Source organism: Patescibacteria group bacterium (genome assembly GCA_041675205.1).
Taxonomy (GTDB): Bacteria; Patescibacteriota; Patescibacteriia; order GWA2-46-9; family GWA2-46-9; genus JBAYUF01.
The window spans coordinates 26,861-43,922 of record JBAYUF010000008.1 but is presented as its reverse complement, the minus strand read 5'-3'; the positions used below and the strand labels follow the sequence as shown (position 1 = coordinate 43,922).

Annotated in this window: 18 protein-coding genes; 9 read left to right on the top strand and 9 right to left on the bottom strand. The window is 49.5% G+C overall.

Annotated elements, in window-relative coordinates:
- The 4 genes from WC052_05110 to WC052_05095 all read left to right on the top strand — a co-directional run.
- Positions 1-263, top strand: a 263-nt coding sequence (locus tag WC052_05110) for a sugar nucleotide-binding protein (GenBank protein ID MFA7287011.1), incomplete at its 5' end; no start/stop codon positions are given.
- Between the two features lie 4 nt (positions 264-267).
- Positions 268-1,011 (top strand): sugar phosphate nucleotidyltransferase, encoded by a 744-nt coding sequence (locus WC052_05105; protein ID MFA7287010.1) that lies wholly within the window; start codon positions 268-270, stop codon positions 1,009-1,011.
- A 55-nt stretch (positions 1,012-1,066) separates the two neighbouring features.
- Positions 1,067-1,810 (top strand): thioredoxin domain-containing protein, encoded by a 744-nt coding sequence (locus WC052_05100; GenBank protein MFA7287009.1) that lies wholly within the window; start codon positions 1,067-1,069, stop codon positions 1,808-1,810.
- A gap of 25 nt (positions 1,811-1,835) precedes the next feature.
- The gene (locus WC052_05095) at positions 1,836-3,677 is read left to right on the top strand and encodes a VanW family protein (protein MFA7287008.1); all 1,842 of its coding nucleotides are present in this window, start codon (positions 1,836-1,838) and stop codon (positions 3,675-3,677) included.
- Here the strand turns inward: WC052_05095 and WC052_05090 are convergent.
- Both WC052_05090 and murA read right to left on the bottom strand, forming a co-directional pair.
- Positions 3,672-5,003, bottom strand: coding sequence for a PEGA domain-containing protein (locus tag WC052_05090; GenBank protein MFA7287007.1), 1,332 nt, complete (start codon positions 5,001-5,003; stop codon positions 3,672-3,674). The genes WC052_05095 and WC052_05090 overlap by 6 nt on opposite strands.
- On the bottom strand, positions 5,000-6,274 hold the full coding sequence (murA, locus tag WC052_05085; protein MFA7287006.1) for a UDP-N-acetylglucosamine 1-carboxyvinyltransferase: 1,275 nt from the start codon (positions 6,272-6,274) through the stop codon (positions 5,000-5,002). Before murA ends, WC052_05090 begins: the two co-directional genes overlap by 4 nt.
- 83 nt (positions 6,275-6,357) lie before the next feature.
- Here murA and WC052_05080 point away from each other — a divergent pair, with 83 nt between their 5' ends.
- The 3 genes from WC052_05080 to WC052_05070 are packed head-to-tail and all read left to right on the top strand — an operon-like array spanning position 6,358 to position 9,792.
- Entirely contained in the window at positions 6,358-7,629 is a 1,272-nt protein-coding gene (locus tag WC052_05080) for a S41 family peptidase (GenBank protein MFA7287005.1), read from the top strand.
- 1 nt (position 7,630) lies between these two features.
- Positions 7,631-8,074 (top strand): 50S ribosomal protein L9, encoded by a 444-nt coding sequence (rplI, locus tag WC052_05075; GenBank protein MFA7287004.1) that lies wholly within the window; start codon positions 7,631-7,633, stop codon positions 8,072-8,074.
- Between the two features lie 17 nt (positions 8,075-8,091).
- Positions 8,092-9,792, top strand: coding sequence for a CTP synthase (locus tag WC052_05070; protein MFA7287003.1), 1,701 nt, complete (start codon positions 8,092-8,094; stop codon positions 9,790-9,792).
- Between the two features lie 61 nt (positions 9,793-9,853).
- On the opposite strand, the gene rpmA is transcribed toward WC052_05070, so the two are convergent.
- The 7 genes from rpmA to WC052_05035 form a co-directional block, all read right to left on the bottom strand.
- Positions 9,854-10,135 carry a 50S ribosomal protein L27 gene (rpmA, locus tag WC052_05065; GenBank protein ID MFA7287002.1) on the bottom strand — a complete coding sequence of 94 codons (282 nt, stop codon included), beginning with the start codon at positions 10,133-10,135 and terminating at the stop codon, positions 9,854-9,856.
- A 79-nt stretch (positions 10,136-10,214) separates the two neighbouring features.
- On the bottom strand, positions 10,215-10,556 hold the full coding sequence (locus WC052_05060) for a hypothetical protein (GenBank protein ID MFA7287001.1): 342 nt from the start codon (positions 10,554-10,556) through the stop codon (positions 10,215-10,217).
- A 2-nt stretch (positions 10,557-10,558) separates the two neighbouring features.
- Positions 10,559-11,110, bottom strand: coding sequence for a hypothetical protein (locus WC052_05055; protein MFA7287000.1), 552 nt, complete (start codon positions 11,108-11,110; stop codon positions 10,559-10,561).
- Complete coding sequence (locus WC052_05050) at positions 11,091-11,630, bottom strand: PilN domain-containing protein (GenBank protein MFA7286999.1); 540 nt, start codon at positions 11,628-11,630, stop codon at positions 11,091-11,093. The genes WC052_05055 and WC052_05050 overlap by 20 nt, the downstream gene beginning before the upstream one ends.
- Complete coding sequence (pilM, locus tag WC052_05045) at positions 11,627-12,682, bottom strand: pilus assembly protein PilM (GenBank protein ID MFA7286998.1); 1,056 nt, start codon at positions 12,680-12,682, stop codon at positions 11,627-11,629. Before pilM ends, WC052_05050 begins: the two co-directional genes overlap by 4 nt.
- A gap of 2 nt (positions 12,683-12,684) precedes the next feature.
- Positions 12,685-13,785, bottom strand: coding sequence for a type II secretion system F family protein (locus WC052_05040; GenBank protein ID MFA7286997.1), 1,101 nt, complete (start codon positions 13,783-13,785; stop codon positions 12,685-12,687).
- Between the two features lie 2 nt (positions 13,786-13,787).
- The gene (locus WC052_05035; protein MFA7286996.1) at positions 13,788-15,530 is read right to left on the bottom strand and encodes an ATPase, T2SS/T4P/T4SS family; all 1,743 of its coding nucleotides are present in this window, start codon (positions 15,528-15,530) and stop codon (positions 13,788-13,790) included.
- A gap of 108 nt (positions 15,531-15,638) precedes the next feature.
- On the opposite strand from WC052_05035, the gene WC052_05030 reads away from it, so the two are divergent.
- Positions 15,639-16,007, top strand: coding sequence for a hypothetical protein (locus WC052_05030; GenBank protein MFA7286995.1), 369 nt, complete (start codon positions 15,639-15,641; stop codon positions 16,005-16,007).
- Positions 16,007-17,062 carry a phospho-N-acetylmuramoyl-pentapeptide-transferase gene (gene mraY, locus WC052_05025; GenBank protein MFA7286994.1) on the top strand — a complete coding sequence of 352 codons (1,056 nt, stop codon included), beginning with the start codon at positions 16,007-16,009 and terminating at the stop codon, positions 17,060-17,062. The genes WC052_05030 and mraY overlap by 1 nt, the downstream gene beginning before the upstream one ends.

Below are 17,062 nucleotides of genomic sequence, written 5' to 3'. Positions count from 1 at the left end.
GTATGTACCACCGAACAAATAGCGGCGAAGCAAGCTGGTATCAGTATGCGGCTGAGGTCATTACCGCTTCTCGGCGGTATACCCTAGACAGTACCGACACCAGTCGCATTCATATTGACCTCGTCAAAATTACTTCTCTCCCAACTCGCCCAGCGCCACGACCAAAATACTCCGTTCTGGGAACGACCAAAGTAGCGGCACTGCGCCCATGGCGGGATGCGGTGCGTGAGTATATGTCTAACCGAGAGCGTGCTATTATTTAAAACTATGAATAATACATTACGTGGCGTCATTCTGGCCGGTGGCACTGGCAGTCGGCTTTTTCCTTTGACACGGGTGACCAACAAGCACCTGCTGCCAATTTATGACAAGCCAATGATTTACTATCCGCTGCAAACGTTACTGGCGTGTGGGGTGGAAGATATATTAATTGTTTCGGGTCGAGAGCATGCGGGACATTTTTTAAACCTGCTTGGTTCGGGTAAAGATTTTGGCGTTCGTCTCTCGTACGAGGTGCAAGATGAGGCCGGCGGCATTGCGCAGGCACTGGGGTTGGCACGTAATTTTGCCAGTGGTGAGCGAGTTATCGTGATATTGGGTGATAATATATTTACCGATTTAGAACAGGTCAGAAAGGCGGCGGACGATTTTCGAGTGCAGCCGCAGGGAGCAAAAGTACTTGTGAAGGCGGTACCAGACGCCGAACGGTTTGGTGTGGCAGAAGTAGAGGATGGTAAAATAATCTCGATAGTAGAGAAGCCGAAGCAACCAAAAAGCAATTTAGCGGTAACGGGATTGTATTTTTATGATGCGGATGTTTTTTCGATTATTGAAACCCTGCAGCCCTCACATCGCGGCGAGCTAGAAATTACTGATGTTAATGCACATTATGTAACGGCAGGAACCATGACGTACGAAACAGTGGCCGGTGAGTGGACCGACGCCGGCACGTTTGGCTCGCTACTTCGGGCCAACGCCCTTATGGGACGGCAAGCCGGCCTTGAGGTTTAGGAAAGTATTGTCGAGATTGTGCTATACTAAAACTATTCAATTTATAAATAAACGTATGATGAACCCCTTTCAGCAGCCAGAGTCGAAAACACAATTTTGGTTTGGTGCCATTGCCGGTGTTATGGCGTTGTGTACCATTGGTTTTGTCGTACTTTTGGTAATTATGCTGCGAGGTGGTTCGTTTGGTTCGCTAGCGAAAGAAGCAAAGAAAGTTGCGCCTACTGACACCACAACGCCACCAGTGGCAAGCGCAGAAATACGCGACGTTTCAAAGGCTGATCACCTTCGTGGGGACATTGATGCCGACATAATTTTGGTTGAATACTCTGACATGGAATGCCCATTCTGTAAGCAATTCCACGAAACAGTGAAGCAGGTTGTGGCCGACAATGGCGATAAGGTGGCTTGGGTATATCGACACTTTCCGCTCGACTCACTTCATCAAAAGGCCAGAGGAGAAGCCATTGCGACAGAGTGTGCGGCTGACCAGGGTGGTAATGACGCTTTCTGGAAGTTCCTAGATGAGGTTTTCACTCAGACGAACTCTAACGATTCACTCCCTGAGACGGCATTACCTGAGATTGCCGAGAAGATTGGGTTGAACCGAGCGAAATTTGAAAGCTGCTTGAAGAGCGGTGATAACGCCGATGTTGTGCAGGCTGACTACGACGACGCAATTGCGGCTGGTGGTACTGGCACGCCGTTCACAGTGGTCGTCTCCAAAGATGAAAAAATCCCTGTTAATGGAGCTGTTCCACTTTCTCAACTTCAGGGCATCATCGATTCCCTTAGCAACTAAATTACTTCGGGTGGCGCTGGCATAAATGGACATAGGTAGAAATAAACATGTTGGTCTAGCGGCGCTCGTACTCGTTGGTGTTATTGTCGTTACTGCTGCTAGCATATACCTTTTGTCGGTCGGTCGCGTGCAAGCGCAGACTTCGATAGGCACCGTTCCGGTTGGTCGATTGTCTGAGCGGGTACTCAAGGAAAAATTGACGAGCCGAGTTGAGGCTTTAAACCAGGAAGGTTTTGCTGTTCAAATTGACGGTGAACGATACCGACTCTATCCAGAGCAGCTCGGTATAACGTTTGATACGGATAGTGCCGTAGCGAAAGCCTGGTCGCTTGGTAGGCGAGGCAATGTGGCCAGTCGCATGAGTGATTGGGCCAGGCCGCTTTTTGGGGAGACAATTGTGCCATTTCCTATTTCACTTGATGAACGGGTTTTTGCGTTGGAGCTAGACACCTTCATTGTTGGGAAAGAAGAACCGGGAAGAGATGTTCGGCTCGCTTTTCAAGGCGCCACAGTTTCAGTGCTGACCGATACTAAGCCAGGGCTGGTTGTGCCGCGTGAGGCTTTAGAAAAAGCGCTTTATCGGGCAGCCGTCACTCTGTCAGCCGAGCCGATTTCGCTCGCCAGAGTCGCGACCACACCAGCAGTTAGTGTTCAGAACGCTAGTGATGCAAAAGCTAGTGCAGAACAGGTAGTGGCAAAACCTTTGGTGCTTCGTTTTGAAGCACGTGTGTTTACGTTGACCCCCGAGCGTTTAGCTGGTTTTTTGGAATCCATAGTGGTTGATGACCGCCTTGAAGTTAGCATTAACGAGCGGGCGTTGAGTGAATACGTAACAGAAGTGGCTGCAGCGCTTAATACCGCCGCCACGAATCCTGAGTTGGTGGTGCGGGATGGTAAAGTAATCTCATTTACTGCTCCGAGACCTGGGCGTGCGTTGGAGGAGACGAACACCATTACACTGGTTCGAGATGAACTACTGGCTCGGCGTAGTGGGAAAGTGAGCACGAATGAAATAACCCTTCCGGTTGTTGTTCGAGACCCAGGGGTGCACGGATCTGCCGCAGAACTTGGTATTGCAGAGTTAATTGGTCGGGCAGGAACTACCTTCGCTGGAAGCCCAAAAAATCGCCGAGAAAATATAAAAAATGGCACGCGGTTCTTAACAGGAATACTAATTGAACCTGGTCAAGTATTTTCTACAGTTGGGGCGCTTGGCACAATCGACAACACCACCGGCTACCTACCAGAGCTCGTTATCAAAGGAAACCGAACGGTGCCTGAGTTTGGCGGGGGATTGTGTCAAGTTTCTACCACTCTTTTTCGGGCGGTTTTAAATGCAGGACTACCTGTTGTGGCTCGACAAAATCATTCGTACCGCGTGAGCTACTATGAACGGGACGCGAATGGCGTATACATTGGTCCGGGGCTAGACGCGACTATTTACCAGCCAAACCCAGATTTTAAATTTATGAATGATACTGGTAAAAATATTCTCATTTCAGGGTACGTTGACGGAGATGTTTTGACCTTTGAGTTATACGGTACAAAAGATGGTCGGGTAGCTAAGGTTGATGGACCGCGGACACTCAGTACCACGCCGTCTGGTCCGCCAATTTATGTTGAAACCGATAAAATACCGGTTGGAGAAAAGCGACGACTAGAGACAGCGCATCCTGGGGGGAGTGCCGTAGCTAACTATACGGTGACGTATGCTGACGGGCGCATCGTAACGCAGGAATTCAAAAGCTACTATCGCCCTTGGCCAGAACGATGGTTGGTGGGCGTCGCTAGTTTGCCTTCCGTTCCAGTGGCTGAAGCAGGCGAAACTGCTGCTGCACCAATCGATACTGTTGTTAGCCCTTTATAGCGGCCGGGATAAAAGGATAGTTTTTGTTTCCGCACTAGCGGTGCAGTAGAGGCGGTTTCCAGTTGTTGTTGTGAGGCACGTAGCCGCATTGGCGGAATCTGGTACAAGCACAACATCATTTCGGGTATCTCGGCCATCCATTTCTAGGGCGTGAACTGCGGCGTCAGCATAGAGTATGGCACTGCCATCGGGCACAAAAGCAATCGCCGAAATTGCGGTACTGGTACGTAGTAATAATTCACGGGTGTCTGCGAGAAGCGAGTAGAGCCATATCGCATTACCTGATGAGTAAAGGTAGGTGGTTGTGATGGGATTGTAGCTACCAGAAGTAGCAGCTACAGAAGTGAGTTTCGCAAGCGAACTTTTTTCAACTCGAAAAACCTCTGTTTGACCAGCCGCATCACTCGTCATGATGTGCTTTTCTGTTGCTAATCGAAAATGAAGATTCGTGGCCGCGAGTTCCGCCGTCGAAGTTGTTTGACTACTGGCGTGCTGGACAGTGAGGGTTGACGTGGTTTCGTCGGTGAGGATGCTATATAAGTCGCCATTTGGCAGGCGGGCGGCGTCTGAAATGCGCCAAGGAGTATTGCTACTTGTCAGCACTCGGCCACTTCCAGTGGTGGAATAAACACTGACCTTGCTTGGTTCAATAAGGAGCATCGTGCCATCCGGAGACCAGGTTAGCCGGGACTCAACACTGTGTGCTGGAAGTGCTTGCAAACGGAGCGGCGGCGAGGTGGAGTCAAACAGGTACGACTTTCCTTTGGTGTCGGTTAGGAGTGCCGCTTGACCGTCGTTGCGCCAGGCAATAGTTGCAATGCGAGACTCTGGGGTAACGAGGGGCGTTGCCGCAACCGGAAAGACGTCGAGCGCCAAAAAACGAAGCTCTTCCTTTTCATTCGTTAGCCAAACACCAAGTGCTCGGTCACCCGTCGGTGCCAGTGACAAGAATTCAGCTGGTTCTGTGGCCGCTTCGGCGGCTGTATCCGGAAAAAGGTGAATGTCTGCTGCAAAGGTTGCTTTGTTGGCGTCTACCGTAAGCCGTTTTTGCCATGGGAGGTAGCCGTCCTTTTCGAAACGAACCGTATAGATGCCAGGGGTAATGGCACGAGCCGTTAATGGAGTTGTTCCGTTTACGCGTTCACCATCAATACTGACGATGGCGTCTCGAGGAAGGCTCGAGGCGATAAGCGTGCCAGTTTTAAGAATAGCGTTTCTTTGCGTGCTGTAGCGGTACCCAAGGGCAAAAAAAATGAGTACGGGCGCGATAATAAAAAAAGAGGTGAAAAATGACCAGAAGAGAAGCCGCCGACGAAAGTGCGTCATAGCGCGTCTTTTGAAACGCGCGTAATGTTTGCACCAAGTTTTTGTAAACGCCCCACAATATCATGGTAGCCTCGGTCTATTTGGTAGACGTTATCAATGGTGGTTGTGCCAGTAGCGGCCAGACCGGCCAAAATGAGGGCAATACCGGCGCGAATATCAGGGCTTGTTAAGAAGCGACCGTGTAATTGCGTTGGTCCATGAATGACGACGCGGTGCGGGTCACACATGATAACGTTTGCCCCCATTGATGCCAAAAGGTCTGTATAAAAAAGTCGTCCGGCGAAAATTGTTTCGTGAATTAGCGACATGCCCGTGGCTTGGGTCATGAGCGCCGTGTAAGGGGCTTGCAAGTCAGTCACGAATCCCGGATATTCGTGGGTTGTAATATTTGTGCTGGTGAGACCGTGGTGTCGTTTGGTAGTAACGCTGTTTTTTGTAAAATCTAGGGTGGCACCAGCCTTTCTTAAATGGAGCCAAAGGCTTTCTAAGTGTTCGGGGACAATGTTCGTTACGGTAATTTCACTGTTGGTGAGGAGGCCCAATATAGCAAATGTTCCTGCTTCAATGCGGTCGGGGATGAGCGTGAAAGCGCTCGCGCCAATCTGGCTCACCCCATGAATGATGATGGTACTTGTACCAGCGCCTTCAATTTTTGCACCGTTCTTGATGAGATACTCTGCCAGAGCTGGAATCTCCGGCTCCATAGCCGCGTTTTTTATGGTGGTGGTTCCTTTGGCGAGTACGGCCGCAATCATGAGCGATTCCGTTGCCATGACGCTGACCTTGGGTAGGAGTATGCTGGCGCCAATAAGACCTTGCGGCGCCTGTATGCTGAAACCTTTTTCGGCTTCAGTAACAGAGGCCCCTAAGGCGGTGAAGCCTTCCAGAAAGAGATCAATCGGACGCACGCCGAGGTTGCAGCCTCCTGGGTAGGGTAGTGTTACTTCACCAAAGCGCGCCAAGAGTGGCGCAGCCAGCATAATCGACGCCCGAAGTTTGCCCGCTAAGTCGGCGGGCAGCACGGTCGAACTGATTCCGGAACCACTAATATGCGTTCCCGCGCTGTCTGTTTTAATGTCTGCTCCTAAGGCCGCAATGAGTTCGGCCATTCGTCGCACGTCTTCGATGTCGGGTAGGTTCGGTATGGTACAGACTTCGTCAGAGAGGAGCGCGGCAGCCATTATTTTAAGGGCGGCATTTTTTGCCCCTTGAACAGGTATTTCGCCGTGAAGTTCAGCCCCGCCGATAATGTGTATTTGATCGTGATTCATAGCAAATTGTGGCAATCGTAACAGATACGGGGGGTAAAGGCAATTTGGTTTGAACGGAACGCGCAGTGTGGTACAATTTCAACATGTTAGGCTTTGGACTTCGGTCACCCCACACAGAACGGACGTCACCTTCCTCGAAAAGGAAGTTTTTTACAACCGCGCTTCCAGTTTTATTTGCCCTCGTTATATTGTGGGGAGCATATAGATTAGGTGAAGAACGGGGGACGCAGGCGGCGCTTGGTAGCGGGATTGTTACGGGGAAAAATGCTTCCGCACCGACGTACATTAGTAAGGATGTCGACTTTGGGTTGTTTTGGGACGTTTGGCAAGCACTACAAGATAGCTACGTTAATAGGCCGCTCCCCGATACGAAGCTTTTCTACAGTGCGCTCTCAGGCTTGGTGGCTGGGGCCGGGGATCCCTACACAGTATTCATGGACCCTAAGATTGCTAGTGATTTCAATGCAGAAATTTCAGGAAGTTTTGACGGTATAGGTGCTGAAATTGGCATTCGCGATGAACAACTTGTCATCATTGCTCCGCTCGACGGTACCCCCGCCGCATTAGCTGGCATAAAGTCTGGTGATGCTATTCGTACCATTGATACGACTGATACCTCTGGCATGTCGCTTGTTGACGCGGTATCTCGAATTCGTGGACAACGGGGTACAACCGTCACGCTGGTATTGGAACGAGCAGGCGCAAAAGAACCAATCACCGTGGCAGTTGTTCGGGACACCATAACAGTAGAGAGCGTGAAAGGAAAAATGATTGCTGATGCCAACGGCAAGGAAAACATCGCGTACTTCCGTATAACAAATTTCAACGAAGATACAACAGCGGATTTTAACGTTACCGTCACTCGGCTGCTTCAAGAAGCGCCGCAGGGTGTCATTCTCGATTTGCGAGACAATCCAGGTGGTTATCTTGATAGCGCGGTTGCCATTGCCAGCTACTGGGTACCGAGAGGTCCGGTTGTTATTGAGCGATTCAATGGTGCGGTTGAGAAAGCGCATCAAGCTAGTGGTACACCACTGTTGTCTGGCGTGAAGACGATTGTTTTAGTGAATGCGGGTAGCGCTAGTGCCTCTGAGATTGTGGCTGGTGCGCTGCAGGATACCGGTACTGCCACCATTGTGGGTACTACCACCTTTGGCAAGGGAACAGTGCAGGAATACCGCCCCCTTCGAGATGGTTCAGCACTTAAGGTAACGGTGGCGGAGTGGCTAACGCCCAACAAACATTTTATTGATAAAGCCGGCATTACTCCGGATGTTGTTGTCGAGGAGCCTCGTGAGCAAGCGGCTGACGACGACGATCTAGTCTTAGAGCGAGCAAAAGAACTCCTCCGCTAGTATGAACATCGTGTTACTGCAAGATGTAAAAGGTGTCGGAACAGTCGGCGCTGTTGTGAATGTAGCAGAAGGGTATGCCAGAAATTTCTTGTTACCGAGAAAGTTGGGTGCGCTGGCCTCGGGTGCAGCGGTCACTAAGGCTAAGCAGTCAATGGCTGGTCGAGGTAGCGCCGTGAAAGCGCAGGAAGCACTGGTAACCAGTTTGCGTCGACTTGACGAGGTAACCGTACAGTTTGCGCGTTCAGCTAGTGCCAGTGGTACGCTATTTGCCGGTGTGAGCGCGGAAGACATTGTCGAAGGCATTCGGAAACAGTATTCTAAGTTACGTATTCCCGTAACCGCTGTTCATTTGCCGCATGCGTTGAAGCAAGTCGGAACACACTACGTCGTGATTGGTGCTTCTGACGCAGAGGCCCGAGTACGAATTCTTATAACTGCTACATAATAGCCCGACGTATACCTATGAAGTACATATTTGTTGTTGGTGGTGTCATGTCGAGCGTTGGAAAAGGTGTTTCAACGGCGTCAATAGGAAAAATATTACAGAGTCGTGGTTACAAAGTCGCCCTGGTAAAGTGCGACATGTACATTAATATCGATGCCGGTACTATTCGGCCCACAGAACATGGTGAGGTTTTTGTGGGGGAAGATGGTATTGAGGCTGACCAGGACTTAGGCAATTACGAGCGGTTTACCGGTCAAACAAGCGCCCGAGAAAATTATATAACAACCGGTCAGGTATATCAGACCGTTATTGCTCGGGAACGTAACCTTGGGTACGACGGCGAGGATGTGGAAGTGGTGCCAGATATCCCTAATGAAATACTGCGTCGTATAACAGCGGCTGGTAAACGACAGCATGCCGATATAGTCGTCATCGAAATAGGCGGCACGGTAGGGGAATATCAGAATATTTTGTTCCTGGAGGCTATTCGGATGCTAAAGCTGCGAGTGCCACTGGACGTTGCCATTGTTCTTGTCAGTTACCTTCCAATACCAAAAACGGTTGGTGAAATGAAAACAAAGCCAACGCAATATGCGGCACGCTCACTTAATTCTGCCGGACTCCAAACCGACTTTATATTGTGTCGGGCCGAACGCCCCATTGATGAGCCGCGTCGGCGACGACTGGCTACGTTTTGCGGCATTCCGCCTACCGCTGCCATTTCGGCGCCGGACGTTGCTTCCATTTACGACATCCCGGTTAATTTTGAGCGTGAGCATTTAAGCGATAAGCTACTGCAGAAATTAGGACTTAAGCCGCGTAAAAAGGATCTTGATGCCTGGCGTCGGTTGGTTAATAAAGTTCATAATTTGAAAACGCCAGTCAAGATTGGCATTGTTGGAAAATATTTTGGCACCGGAGACTTCACGTTAGCTGATTCGTACATTTCTGTTATTGAGGCGGTTCGTCACGCGGCCTGGGCAGCCGGACGCCAACCAGAAATTACGTGGCTCAATGCCGAGGCGTACGAACGTGAGCCAAGGCGTGTTCGAGAGCTGGCGAATTTTGACGGCATCATTGTGCCCGGTGGTTTTGGCGGGCGAGGTGTTGAAGGAAAAATTCGGGCTATTCGTTACGTTCGTGAGCACGGCATACCGTATTTTGGCTTATGCTACGGCATGCAACTTGCGGCCATTGAATTTGCTCGGAATGTTTGCGCGTTAAAGTCAGCTGGCTCTGAAGAGTGGGGTAAAAAATTGGCGCACGAGATTATTCACATCATGCCTGAGCAAGTAGCTAAGCTCGCAGAAAAACATTACGGCGCTACCATGCGACTTGGTGCGTATCCGTGTCGATTATCGCCGGACTCTATTAGCCGTAAGGCGTACGGAAAAGCGCTTATCTCGGAGCGGCATCGTCATCGGTACGAGTTCAATAACAGTTACCGTGAACAGTTTATTGAAAAGGGTGTGCAATTCACCGGCACGTCACCAGATAATTTGCTGGTAGAAATAATGGAGCTAACCGACCATCCGTTCTTTGTTGGTGTGCAGTTTCACCCAGAATTTCGTTCGCGATTAGATGCACCACATCCGTTGTTCCGGGCGTTTATTGAAGCGGCGAAGAAGCGCTCCAACAAGGGAATGAAAACAACGAACGTCGTAAAATCAGCCCCAAAGAAAAAGAGACCGATGAAGCCAAAGAAAAAGGCACGATAAGAAGCAAAACAGACAAATAAAAAACATCCCGTGTACACGGGATGTTTTTTAATGAAAAATTTTATGCTTTGGCCTCGACGTGAACGAATTTAACCATCTTCAATCGTCCAGTGTAGGCTTTGACCTTACGAGAGGTGAAGCGCACGACGCCCGCCGCTTTGGCGAAAAGGGTGTCATCACTGCCTCGCATCACGTTTGTGCCAGGTCGAATTTTTGTACCTCTTTGACGAACGATAATTGAGCCGGCCGTGGCAAACTCACCTTGGTTTACTTTAACACCAAGACGTTGACCATGGGAATCTCGGCCTAGGGCGGTAGATCCACCCGCTTTTTTATGGGCCATAGGGGTTCGTTACCAAAATATAATACAGCGCTTACGTTGGGCTATTGTAGAAGAAAGTAGCCACTGCGTCAAGACTACCTCAGGGTGTTGTGGTTGTGGATGGTGGTTCGGTCGGTGCTGCTGGCGTTTCAATGGCCGGCAGTGGTGTACTGACAAAAGGATTCCGACTCGTCTGAATTTCTAGCGTGGTTAGACGTTCTTTGTCTAAGGTTTCAAGTACTTGGCGCAGTAGTCGGCGGTCAATTGAAATCCTCGTAACGCTCGACTGGAGCTCAGCGACGAGTGTGGCTTGTGTTAGTGGCTGGTAGACGTAGAGGTAAAGAAACCAAGATAGTGCAACAAAAACAGCTACCAGAAGCAGCATGAGTACCATGTGACCATAACGAATTATTGAGGCGAGCAGTAGATGCAGAGATTTCATACTTATTCAACAGTTTTGTGAACATAGCCACTGAGCGTGGCCGATATGTTCGTTGTTTGTGCCGCGCCTCGCTCGGCCACCGAAGGCGTTAGGGAAACTCGAGTGAAGGAAAGGAGCATGGGGAGTTTTTGGAGAGCCACCAGGTACTCCTGCACAGCATAATAGGTACCCGTCACCTGAAGAGAAAAGGGGAGCGTATTCCCTTTTTCCTCGTCGAGTCGCAGGGTGCTCCGCACACCGGTCAGGTCAGCGTTTTTTTCAATTTCGGTAATGAGAGTGAGCTCGTCGCCAGAGGCGAGCGATAGCGCTTGAATACGTTCAATGTGCTCTTTTGCTTCAACGACGTCGCGTTCAGCTCTGCGCACATCATGCCCACGACGGTACTGGTCTTCTAAAAAGGTATATTCAGCATAAATTGCATCAGCCGTCCCCTTAATGTTGATGGCATTTGGCCAAATAATGACGAGCGGCACAAGCACCAACGCCGCCATAAGACAAATTGCGACAATTTGCTGACGAGTAAATCGGCTTAGATTAACGTTTGGGAGTTGCATGGCGAATGGTAAAACGCATAGTGAATGCGGGGTTATCGCGAGCTAGCAGATCAGTGATAGGGAGGTCAACCTTCTCCACGAGTGGAGAATCTTCAAGGGCGCGTTTGAACGATAGAAGGTCGTCACGAGTTCGTGCCGTACCGACAACAGTTGATTCGTCACCAATGACAAACGTCATACTCGTTACCGTAACACCGCTCGGGAGTAAAGCAACGAAATCGTCAATGAAGATGGGCCAGTCAAAAGCCGACTGGAGCATTTTATTTGCCTTTGATAAATCAACATTTAGAGAGCGAATTGAATTCTCAAGTGCGTGTCGGCCACCGGTAACGAGCGTAGTTTCGTTCACGATGCGGTTAAATTGGTGCTGCAGTATGAGCCGCGCCGTGAGGATAATAATGCCTGCGAAGAGTATGCCGAGCGCGGCGATAAGGAGTAGTGAGCGTAAGGTACGCCACAGTTTTTCTAAACGGAGCCGCTCTTTGACGCCCTCTGGGATAAGGTTTAATACGAACATCATAGTCGTTCTCCTCGTCGTGCTAGACCAATTACTGTGCTGAATCGTTGCTCTCCCTCTAACGATGGACGTACTGAAAGGGGAGTATTTGCCCAAACATCACTGAGGGTTACTGGAATAGCGAGTGCGGCAGCGAGTACGTCAGTGAGCCCAACAAGTTCGGCCCCGCCGCCTGTCAGAACAACTGAGGAGAATGCTTTACTGTCGGCGAAATGGTCGCGGTAGTATTTACCACCTTCCGTAATGCGAACGATAAGATTTTGTACCATAGCCTCTAAGACCCGTCGCAATGCACCTTCGCACTTTTTTGGATCAAGCCCGCACAGCCGTTTTGTTTTTTCAGCCTGCGCAAAAGTTATTGAAAGTTGATTCATGAGTTCCTGAGACACCAACTCGCCGGCAATGGGTAGGTTAAGCGTGAATAGTAATTTTCCGTCGTCAACGACAATAAGGTGCGAACGGCGTCGACCAAGGTTAACGATGGCATGACAACCCGTGCTGAGCGCAGGCGAGATAACCGCATTAACCGTCGCGGCCGGTTCAACATCAAGGGCGGCTGGGGTGATACCCACTGCTTCCATGACCGCTACATAGCTATCGACGACGGCTCGAGGTGATACACCAACCAATGCTTTCCACTGATTGTCATCTTCGGACAGAATCATTGCGTCAAAGTAGACTTCTTCGAGGTTATTTGGAATGAATTCTGGCAGTGCCGCAATGAGGCTTGACGAAAACACGGCACCCTCATGTTTCGGGACGAGAATAGTTTGCGTGGTCGTTTTAATTTCAGGTAACGAGAGGACGGCTGCGCCAACCATTGTATCCTGATATGGATGCAGTAGTTCCTTAATACTCGTTGCTAAACCGGCGGCATTTATAATTTCGCCGTCCTTAATGAGTCCGCTTGGTAATTCTCCAATGGCTGCAAAGTCGAGCGTATAGGTACCCTTGTGGCTGTGGAGCTGAAGCGCTTTCACTGAGTCGTCAGAAATGTCCAGTCCAAAGGCATCTGGCGGTACCGCCCGGCGTAGTGTTAGGTGTGGTAGACGCATAGCTAGTACGCCGCGGTTAGTGTGTAGAGCGGCAAGATGATAGCCACCGCCATTCCACCAACACCAAAGCCAAGCAGTAACATGAGTATTGGTTCTAGTAACGATGGTAACGTTTCCATGGTCTGACTAACCTCGCCCTCGTAGAATTCGGCCGCTTCGGCCAATATGCTGTCGAGTGAGCCAGACTCCTCGCCGATATTAATCATTTGTAAGATGGTGGCGTTAAAGAGATTGGCATGTGGTTCGAGTGACTTCGTTAACGTGGTGCCTTTGGCTATTTTTTCAGATGCCTCAATGAGTGCCGCACGGTAGTGGACGTTACCCAAAACATGCGCTGTTGTTTCTAGTGTTTTAACGATGGGAATATCTGTTTTCAAAAAAGAACTGACCGTACGGGCAAACCGTGCGATATTCACTTGTCGAATAATGCGACCGACAACCGGCATTCGGAGAAGCAAGCTATGCCACAGCCGCTTACCAACAGGCTGATGAATGGTCCAGGTGAAGACTGAGATAATGCCAACGAGTCCAAGGAAGGCGAGAAATCCATGGTTCGCCAAAAAATCACTTACGGCAATAAGAATTCTCGTTGGGAGCGGTAGTGCCACCTCAACTTCTTTAAAGAGACCGGTCAACTTCGGCACTATGAAAACAATCATAAACGTTCCGATACCGAACATGGCCAGCACAACAATTGCCGGATAGGTAAGCGCGCCACGTACTTTAGAAAGAATCTCGTGATCCTTTTTCATTTGTGTGTAGAGTTGGTCAAGCACTTCATCGAGTCGTCCGCTTGCTTCGCCCGCGGCAATCATATTAATCATCAGTTCGCCAAAATCTCGCATGAACGGGGTGAGTGCTTGGGCCAGTGTATTTCCTTGCTCAATCGATGACTTGATGGCGAGCAGTACTTGTTTGGTATATTTTTTTTCCGATTGCGCTTCGAGGGTCGACAAGGTCTTTGTTAAAGGAACACCCGCGCGAATCAAAATTTTCATTTGTTGCACCAAGAAAAGTTTTTCGGTAGCGGAAATACGTTGCCAAAAATGTGGACTTGGTAGCCCGTTCTCTCCTTTACTTGGTTTCTTTTGAGCGATTTCCATTGTTATTCTTGCGTAACGCGTAGCACTTCTTCAACGGTCGTAATACCGGCGCGCGCCTTTAAGAAGCCGTCTTCCATCATACTTAACATGCCGCCTTTTCTGGCGAGTTCCAAAAGTTCTTCCCGGACCGCTTTTCGAAGAATCGCTTCGTTCATTTCCTTGTCAATATCCAAAACTTCGTAGATGCCAATTCGGCCGCGGTAGCCTTCATTATTGCACTGTTTGCAGCCTTTACCTCGGTAAAATAGTAATTTATCCAAAGAATCAGTGCCTTTAGCCACACTGCCGTATTCAATTAAAGATTGTAAGATAAGCTTTAAATCGAACTGTCGTTCCAGTTGCTTCATGGCGGCTGCATCAAGCGAGTAGCTAGAGATACAGGTTTGGCAAATTTTACGGACAAGTCGCTGCGCCATAATCATGTTCGTCGTTGAGGCAACCAAAAAAGGAGGAACGTTCATGTCAAAGAGGCGGGGGATAGCGGTGACGGCATCGTTTGTGTGTAGGGTCGACAATAGTAAGTGCCCGGTCATGGCCGCGTTCACTGCGATTTCGGCTGTTTCCTGGTCTCGGATTTCACCAACCATGATGACATTCGGATCTTGCCGCAGTAACGCGCGAAGTCCAGCCGCGAAGGTGAAGCCAATTTTTGGACTGACTTGGCTTTGGTTAATGTGCTCCATTCGGTACTCAACCGGGTCTTCGATAGTCGAAATGTTTACCTCTGGCTTATTGAGCACATTTAGTACGGTGTAGAGCGTGGTTGTTTTTCCAGAACCAGTTGGACCGGTCACTAAAATCATGCCGTGAGGCTTGGCAATATTTTTTTGCAAAAGCTCAAACGCTTTTGGTTGAAGGCCAAGTTGCTGCAAGGTGAGGATTTGGCCACCTTCATCAAGTAATCGCAGAACAAGTTTCTCACCATCAAAGGTTGGCAAAATTGAAACACGGAAAGCAATTTTATGATCAGCGGTTTGAATTTTAAAACGACCATCCTGCGGTAGGCGGTGTTCGTCTAGCTTTAGATTCGACAAGACCTTGATACGAGCGGTGATGCCCGATTGAACGTTCTTTGGCAAGGTCATGACATTTTTTAAAATACCATCGACTCTATAGCGAATGGCGACGTCTTGGTCTTCGGGCTCGATATGAATATCAGACGCACCCTCAAATATCGCGTACTCAAGAATTGTGTCGACGACACGGATAACGGGCAAATCTTCAGCGAGCTCCTTTAAGTCTTTGTCACCTTCAATGGCGCCTTCAATGACGGTGGCGGCTGGTTTACCACTCAAGTCTCGAAATTCAGCGTTAAGACTTTTGTGATATTGCTTCATCAGCTCCTGCCACTCATCGGGCGTGGTAACCGCTACCGTAACTTCTTTTCCGGTTTTTTTTCTGATGTACTCAACCGCCTGTATATTTTCTGGATCTGTTGTGATGAGCTGAATGGTCTTATCGTCGGCTTCAAAGGCAATTATTTGGTAGTGTTTTGCGAGTGGTTCAGGGACGAGGAAAAGGACATCTTTACGAATTGGTTTACCACCAAGCTTTAGGAAGGGAACACTGTAGACACTGGCCGCGCTCTCGTAGAGGCTGTCTTCTGAAACGAGACGTTTCGCTACCAGGTAGGCTTCAAGGTGCTGCTGCTTTGCATCTGCCTCTGTTTGGTACTTTTGAATATCTGCTGGAGAAAAGAGTTGCGAATCTTGCAACACTTTCACGAGCTGTTTATCTGTGAACATATTGATAGTCTACCATTTGTTTGCGTCATTCGGAAGTATCTGGCGCTCGCAATAGATTTTGTGGAGTTGAATACACCTGCTGGGGTTGCTAGGATGTGATTACAAAGTATGCGATTACTACCGACAGCAGCGTTGGCCACCTTTTTCCGCGATCCATGGGTACACTACCCATATGGTTTTGCGATGTTCGTGCTCTGCGGCGTCGCAATTTCGTTTGTCGCTTTTCTTCCGGCTGGAGACGCCGTACCGCTTCATTATAATGTGTATTTCGGAATCGATTATTTGGGTGACATGGCAACGGCGCTTCGCCTCCCGTTGGTGGGCGGTATTTTCGTTATTATGAACGCCACCGTGGCTTGGCTCGTCTGGCAGCATAAGCAAAGTCTGGCTCGCTTCTTGGCGCTCGGTACTGTGGCGGTTACTATCATTATCGCCCTGTCTGCTTCTCTGACCTTGTCTATTAACCTCGCTACGTAATGTCCACTGTCGCCCTTTTTGCTGTCCTTCGCATACTGCTTTTGGCGGTACTATCGTTCGCGTTGGCGATGGCGTGGAATTCATTTTTGGTTGATTTTCTGTCCCGTCGACGTTTTGGCAAACACGTTCGCGATTCCGGCGAGACGCCTGTATTTTCTAGTCTGCATAAAGATAAGCGGGGAACACCCACCATGGGCGGCATGCTGATATGGGTAACGACGGCGGCAATTACGGGAATTTTTTGGCTGCTCGCCGCCTACTCACCAGCACTTTTTGGAACACTCAATTTTTTAACCCGGGCCGAAACGTGGTTGCCATTAGGTGCGCTTATCGCGGCGGCACTGGTTGGCCTGGTGGATGACCTCCTAAATATTTGGGGCAGAGGTGCGGTGAGTGGGGGATTATCAATTCGACACCGTTTACTGCTCTACGCGGTAATCGCCGCGGTTGGTGCCTGGTGGTTCGCATGGAAACTTGGTTGGGATTCCGTTCACATTCCATTGTATGGGGATGTGGTTATTGGCTGGTGGTATGCGTTGCTGGCTTTTTTTGTCATTGTGGCCACCGCTTTTTCAGTAAATGAAACCGATGGTTTAGATGGCTTGGCCGGAGGCGTGTTACTTATTGTGTTGGCGGCGTACGCGGTGATTAGTTTTGCCCAGGATCGCTACGATCTCGCGGCATTTATCGCCGTGATTGAAGGCGCACTGCTGGCATTTTTGTGGTTTAACATTCATCCGGCGAAATATTTTATGGGCGACACTGGGGCCATGTCTTTGGGTGTGGTCGTCGGTATATTGGCCATGCTTACCGATACGCCACTACTACTGCCGTTACTTGGCATCGTTTTAGTTATCGAATCGTCGTCGGTAATTGTGCAGTTACTGTCGAAGCGCTTATTCGGCAGAAAAATTTTCTTATCCACTCCCATCCATCATCACTTTGAAGCTATTGGATGGCCGGAGCCGCAAATTGTCATGCGTTTGTGGTTGGTGACCGGTGTTTCTGTGATGCTGGGGTTGGCACTCTTTCTTATTGATCGCGTACCGCTGTAA